The sequence below is a fragment of the Micromonospora sp. NPDC005197 genome (assembly GCF_040608295.1).
Taxonomy (GTDB): domain Bacteria; phylum Actinomycetota; class Actinomycetes; order Mycobacteriales; family Micromonosporaceae; genus Micromonospora.
Genome location: NZ_JBEXHY010000198.1, coordinates 1 through 7,066, shown reverse-complemented (window position 1 = coordinate 7,066; position 7,066 = coordinate 1). Strand labels below are relative to the sequence as shown.

Genomic DNA, 7,066 nt, shown 5'->3' with positions numbered 1-7,066 from the left:
CTGAGACCGGCCCCGCCGCCGCCCCCCGGGCGGGCCCGGACCCCGCCCGCCGGCCGGCCGCGGCCCCCCGCCCCCCCCCCCCCCGCCCCCACGGCTCCGGGAACTCCTCAGCGAACGGCGAGTCACCGAACGGCGAGTCAGCGAACGGCGAGCGGCTGCGCGGCCGGGCCGACCGGCGCCGGCAGGGCACCGGCACCACCCAGGTAACCGTGGATCGCGGCGGCCGCCGCGCGCCCCTCGGCGATGGCCCACACGATCAGCGAGGCGCCCCGGTGCATGTCACCGGCGACGAACACGCCGTCGGCTGCGGTCTGCCAGTCGTCGCGGGCGTCGATCGCTCCCCGCGGGTTGCGGGTCACCCCGAACTGCTCCAGCAGCGGCTGCTGCTCGGTGCCCTCGAAGCCGATCGCCAACAGCACCAGGTCCGCCGGCAGCTCCCGCTCGGAGCCCGGGACGACGGTGACCATCCGCCGGCCGTCGCGCTTCTCGACGGTCACCTCGGCGATCCGCACCGCGCGCACCTGACCGGCGTCGTCCACGAACTCCTGCACCGCCACGGCGAAGACCCGCTCGCCACCCTCCTCGTGCGCCGGGTAGCTGCGCAGGATCCACGGCCAGGTCGGCCACGGGTCCCGGGCCTCGTCGCGCTCGTGCGGCGGCTGCGGGTACAGGTCGAGCTGGTGTACGCCGGCGGCGCCCTGCCGGTGGGCGACGCCGAGGCAGTCGGCCGCGGTGTCACCGCCACCGATGATCACCACGTGCTTGCCGGCCGCGTCGATCGGGGTGCCGTCCGGCAGCACCGCGCGGGCCGCCCGACCCTCGCCGGTGACCGCCACGCCAGGCCCGCCGCCGGCCGCCGTGGCGACCGCGCGATTCGCCGCGACCAGGTGCGCCATCGCCTGGTGTACGCCCCGCAGCGCCCGCCCCGGGGTCTCCGGGGTGTCCCGGCCCTGCAAGGCCCCGCAGGCCAGCAGCACCGCGTCGTGCTCGGCGCGCAACTGCTCGGCGGTGACGTCGACGCCGACGTTCACGCCGGTGCGAAAGCGCACCCCCTCGGCGGCGAGCTGCGCCAACCGGGCGTCGATGTGCCGCTTCTCCAACTTGAAGTCGGGGATGCCGTACCGGAGGAGGCCGCCGATCGCGTCGTCGCGCTCGTACACCGTCACGGCGTGACCGGCGCGGGCCAGTTGCTGGGCGGCGGCCAGGCCGGCGGGCCCGGAACCGACCACGGCGACCGACCGGCCCGACGGCGCCGGCACCGGGCGCGGGATGAACCCGCGCGCCGCGGCCGCGTCGGCGATCTCCACCTCGACCTGCTTGATGGTGACCGGCTGGCCGCCGGCGATACCCAGCACGCAGGCCGCCTCGCAGGGCGCCGGGCAGAGCCGGCCGGTGAACTCCGGGAAGTTGTTGGTGGCGTGCAACGACTCCACCGCGGCGTCCCAGTTGCCGGTGCGGACCAGGTCGTTCCAGTCCGGGATGCGATTGCCCAGCGGGCAGCCGTCGTGGCAGAACGGGATGCCACAGTCCATGCATCGCGTGGCCTGCTCGCGGATGAGTTCCTCGCCGGCCGGCGGGTACACCTCACGCCAGTCGCTGATCCGCACCGGCACCGGGCGGCGGGCCGGCAGCCGCCGGTCGTAGCGCAGGAAACCGTTCGGGTCAGGCACGTGCCACCTCCTGGGCAGCCACCCGCGGGGCGGGCGGCACCGGCATCGCCGGCACAGCGGGCGCGGTCAGTTCTGTCATGACCGCGTCGTCGACGTCGCGGCCGGCTGCTTCGGCGGCCCGCATGATCTCCAGCACCCGGCGGTAGTCGCGGGGTACCACCGCGGTGAACTCGGACACCGCCTCCGGCCAGCGCTTGAGCAGCTCCTCGGCGACCGCCGACCCGGTCTCGGCCACGTGTCGCTGCACCAGTTCGTGCAGCAGCGTCTGCTCCTGCTCGCCCAGCGGCGCCAGGTCGACCAGTTCCGTGTTGACCCGCGCGGTGTCCAACAGGTGCACGAACGCCGTCCCGCCGGACATGCCGGCGGCGAAGTTGCGGCCGGTCGCGCCGAGCACCACCACCGTGCCGCCGGTCATGTACTCGCAGCCGTGGTCGCCGACGCCCTCGACGACGGCGACCGCGCCGGAGTTGCGGACCGCGAACCGCTCCCCCACCCGGCCGCGCAGGAAGACCTCGCCCGACGTGGCCCCGTACAGGATGGTGTTGCCGGCGATGATCTGATCCTCCGCGCGCTGCCCCGGCTCGGCGTCGGGGTCGAGGAACGGCGCGGCGGCGTCCGGACGGACGATGAGCCGGCCCCCGGAGAGGCCCTTGCCCACGTAGTCGTTGGCGTCGCCGTGCAGACGCAGCGTCACCCCGCGCGGCAGGAACGCGCCGAACGACTGCCCGGCGGTGCCGTGCAGCACGAACTCGACGGTGTCGTCCGGAAGGCCGCCCCCGCCGAAGCGGCGGGTCACCTCGCCGCCGAGCATCGCGCCGACGCTGCGGTGCTCGTTGCGCACCGCGACCTCGACGCGGACCGGCGCACCCTCGGACAGCGCCGGCCGGGCGAGCGCGATCAGCTCGTTGTCCAGAGCGTGCTCCAGGCCGTGGTCCTGGGCGCGCACCCCGCGGCGGGCAGCGCCGGCGGGCAGTTCCGGCAGGTGCAGGACGGGTGCCAGATCGAGCCCGTGGGCCTTCCAGTGCGACACCGCCGGGGCCACGTCGAGCAGTTCGGTCTGCCCGATGGCCTCCTCGATGGACCGGAAGCCCAGCTCGGCCAGGTACCCCCGAACCTCCTCGGCGAGGAACAGGAAGAAGTTCTCCACGAACTCCGGCGTGCCCGTGTACCGCTCGCGCAGCACCGGGTTCTGGGTGGCGATGCCGACCGGGCAGGTGTCCAGGTGACAGACCCGCATCATCACGCAGCCCGAGACGATCAGCGGCGCGGTCGCGAAGCCGAACTCCTCAGCGCCGAGCAGCGCCGCGATCAGCACGTCCCGGCCGGTCTTGAGCTGGCCGTCGACCTGCACGGTGACCCGGTCGCGCAGCTTGTTGAGCAGCAGCGTCTGCTGCGCCTCGGCCAGCCCCAGCTCCCACGGGGTGCCGGCGTGCTTGAGCGAGTTCATCGGGGACGCGCCCGTGCCGCCGTCATGGCCGGAGATCAGGATGACGTCGGCCTTGAGCTTGGCCACACCGGCGGCGACAGTGCCCACACCCACCTCGCTGACCAGCTTGACGTGCACCCGGGCGGCCGGGTTGACGCACTTCAGGTCGTGCACGAGCTGGGCCAGGTCCTCGATGGAGTAGATGTCGTGGTGCGGCGGCGGCGAGATCAGGCCGACGCCGGGAGTGGCGTGCCGGGTCCGGGCGATCCACGGCCAGACCTTGTTGCCGGGCAGCTGGCCGCCCTCGCCGGGCTTCGCGCCCTGGGCCATCTTGATCTGCAGGTCGTCGGCGTTGACCAGGTATTCGCTGGTGACACCGAACCGGCCGCTGGCGATCTGCTTGACCGAGGAGCGCCGCAGCGGGTCGTGCAGCCGATCGACGTCCTCGCCGCCCTCGCCGGTGTTGGACTTGCCGCCGAGGCGGTTCATCGCGATGGCGAGCGTCTCGTGCGCCTCGGCCGAGATCGAGCCATACGACATGGCGCCCGTGGCGAACCGCTTGACGATCTCGGTGGCCGGCTCGACCTCCTCGATCGGCACCGCCGGGCGGACCCCGGTGCGCAGGGTGAACAGCCCGCGCAGCGAGCCGGCCTGCGCGGCGAGCGCGTCGACCTTGGCCGTGTACTGGCGGAAGACGTCGTACTGCCGGCTGCGGGTGGCGTGCTGGAGCAGGAAGACCGTCTCCGGGTTGAACAGGTGCAGCTCACCCTCGCGGCGCCACTGGTACTCGCCGCCGACCTCCAGCCGGTCGGAGCCGACGGTGCCGGCCGGCGGCCAGGCCAGCGCGTGCCGGGCGGCCACCTCGGCGTGCACACCGGCCAGCCCGACGCCGCCGATCCGGCTCGGGGTGCCCCGGAAGTAGCGGTCGACCAGCCGGGTGTCCAGCCCGACCGCCTCGAAGACCTGCGCACCGCAGTACGACGAGACCGTCGAGATGCCCATCTTCGACATGATCTTCAGGACGCCCTTGCCGAGCGCCTTGGCGTAGTTGCGCACCGCGGCCGCGGGCTGCACGCCGGCCAGCGTGCCCGTGGTGATCATGTCCTCCACGGACTCGAACGCCAGGTACGGGTTGACCGCCGCCGCGCCGTACCCGATCAGCACCGCCGCGTGGTGCACCTCTCGGCAGTCGCCGGACTCCACGATCAACGCCGCCTGGGTGCGCGTCTGCTCCCGCACCAGGTGCTGGTGCACCGCGGCGGTGAGCAGCAGCGACGGGATCGGCGCGAGATCGGCGTTGGAGTCCCGGTCGGAGAGCACCAGGATGCGGACGCCGTCCTCGATGGCCTCGGAGACGTGCCGGCAGATCTCGATCAGTCGCGCCTTGATCCCGGCGGCGCCCTCGCGGATCCGGTACAGCCCGGAGACCCGCACCGCCTTGAAGCCGGGCAGGTCACCGTCCTCGTCGATGGAGAGGATCTTCGCCAGCTCGTCGTTGTCGATGATCGGGTGCGGCAGCACGATCTGCCGGCAGCTCGCCGCGCCCGGGTCGAGCAGGTTGCCCTCCGGCCCGATCGTCGACGCCAGGCTGGTCACCAGCTCCTCACGGATGGCGTCCAGCGGCGGGTTGGTGACCTGGGCGAAGAGCTGGTGGAAGTAGTCGTAGAGCAGCCGCGGCCGGGTGGACAGCGGCGAGATCGGGGTGTCCGTGCCCATCGAGCCCAGCGGCTCCGCGCCGGTACGCGCCATCGGCGCGAGCAGGACCTTCAGCTCCTCCTCGGTGTAGCCGAAGGTCTGCTGGCGGCGGCGCACCGAGTCGTGGGTGTAGACGGTGTGCTCACGGGGCGGCAGGTCGTCCAGCTCGATCAGCCCGGCGTGCAGCCACTCGCCGTACGGCTGCGCGGCGGCCAACTCGGACTTGATCTCGTCGTCGTGCACGATCCGCCCGGCCACGGTGTCGACCAGGAACATCCGGCCCGGCTGGAGTCGCCCCTTCGCGACCACGTGAGCGGGGTCGAGGTCGAGCACGCCCGCCTCGGAGCCGAGCACCACGAGGCCGTCGTCGGTCTGCCACCAGCGCCCCGGGCGCAGCCCGTTGCGGTCCAGCACCGCGCCGACGATCTCGCCGTCGGTGAAGGCCACCGACGCCGGACCGTCCCACGGCTCCATGAGGCTGGCGTGAAAGCGGTAGAAGGCACGCTTGGCCGGATCCATCCCGGGGTCGTTCTCCCAGGCCTCGGGGATCATCATGAGGACCGCGTGCGGCAGGCTTCGCCCGGCCAGGTGCAGCAGCTCCAGAACCTCGTCGAAGTTCGCCGAGTCGGAGGCGGCGGGGGTGCAGACCGGGAAGACCCGCCGGATGTTGCCCGGCACGTTCGGCGAGCGCAGGAGCGCCTCGCGGGCCTGCATCCAGTTGCGGTTGCCCCGGATCGTGTTGATCTCGCCGTTGTGGGCGATGAACCGGTACGGGTGCGCCAGCGGCCAGGACGGGAAGGTGTTGGTGGAGAAGCGGGAGTGCACCAGCGCGATCGCGCTCTCCACCCGCTCGTCACGCAGGTCGGGGTAGAACGCCGGCAGCTGGTCGGGCGTCAGCATGCCCTTGTAGACCATGGTGCGGCTGGACAGCGACGGGAAGTACGCCGGCACGCCCCGCTCGGCGGTCTCCCGCTCGGCCTGCTTGCGCAGGCAGAAGGCCACCCGGTCCAGGTCGATGCCGCTCAGGGCGGAACCGGCCGGCCCGGCGGGCGAATCGGTGAGGCGGTGGGCGGCCACGAAGACCTGCCGCACCCGGGGCATGGCCGCCAGGGCGGTGTCGCCGAGCCCCTGCGGCTCGATCGGCACGTCCCGCCAGCCGAGCAGGTCCGCGCCCTCGACCAGCGCGTACTTCTCGACCACCCGGCGGGCACGGGCCTCGGCAGCGTCGTCGTCGGGCAGGAACACCAGGCCCGTGGCGTACTCGCCGGCCGGTGGCAGCGTGACGTCGGCGACCGCGCGCAGGAACGCGTCCGGGACCTGGATCATGATGCCCGCGCCGTCGCCGGTGTTGGGCTCCGCGCCCCGGGCACCCCGGTGGTCCAGGCGGCAGAGCGCACCGAGCCCGTTGGCGACGACCGCGTGGGACCGTCGGCCGTGCATGTCCGCCACGAAGGCCACCCCGCAGGCGTCGTGCTCCTGCGCCGGGTCGTAGAGGCCCTGGGCGGGCGGATGGGGGCCGGGCGTCGGGGACGCCTGCGGGCTGTGCGGGTGCGGCTGTGTCATGTCCGCGTACGGCTGAGCCACCGGGCCTCCTGTCGTCACTCAGGTTGGATCATGGTGGGGACGACGTCGGCCCGTGGGTCTGTTGAGTCTACGTTAGGGCTGGGGGCACAAGGCCACTCAAGATTGATCACACCGTCCAGAGTCTGGGACGTGTAGTCTCGCGCGGTGGATTCGGTGCACAAGGACATCTTCGACCGGTTGGAACGCTTCTACGACGCGGTGCCCCGCGACGTCGCCGGCGCCGAGGAGCACGGCGGGTTGGTGCTGTTCGTCCGCGAGGGTGCCGGTTGGCCGTTCTACGCCCGGCCCCGGATCGGCGCCACCGAGGCGCCGTCCCTGGCCGACGTGAGCTCGGTGCGGGAGCGCCAGCGGGAGCTGGGCCTTCCGGAGGCCTTCGAGTGGGTGCACGAGACGACCCCGGAGCTGCTGGCGGTGGCCCGCTCGGCGGGGCTGAACGTGCTGGAGGCCCCGCTGATGGTCCTCGACGAGACCGCGCTGCCCGACCCGGCGACGCTGTCCGACGTACCGGTGCGGGTTCTGGCGGCGGACTCGCCCGACTTCGCCGCCGACGTGGCCGCCCGGCGGGCGGTGGCGGCCGTGGCGTTCGGCGCCGCCGGCACCGCGACCGGCCCGGCCGGGCCGGCCGAGCGCGACGCGGCGGTCACCGAGTTGGAGCTCGCCGCGCTGGATGAGGAGCGGGCCCGGATCGCCG

The 7,066-nt window shown here is 73.4% G+C and carries 2 protein-coding genes and 1 pseudogene; 1 reads left to right on the top strand and 2 read right to left on the bottom strand.

Features of this window, described 5'->3' with window-relative positions; translation table 11 throughout:
- Nucleotides 1–137: 137 nt before the first annotated feature.
- The gene (locus ABZU46_RS30350) at nt 138–1,670 is read right to left on the bottom strand and encodes a glutamate synthase subunit beta (protein ID WP_354863133.1); all 1,533 of its coding nucleotides are present in this window, start codon (nt 1,668–1,670) and stop codon (nt 138–140) included.
- Complete coding sequence (gene gltB, locus ABZU46_RS30345; RefSeq protein WP_354863134.1) at nt 1,663–6,354, bottom strand: glutamate synthase large subunit; 4,692 nt, start codon at nt 6,352–6,354, stop codon at nt 1,663–1,665. Before gltB ends, ABZU46_RS30350 begins: the two co-directional genes overlap by 8 nt.
- 174 nt (nt 6,355–6,528) lie before the next feature.
- Here gltB and ABZU46_RS30340 point away from each other — a divergent pair.
- Nucleotides 6,529–7,066: pseudogene (locus ABZU46_RS30340) on the top strand (GNAT family N-acetyltransferase); the annotation flags it as partial.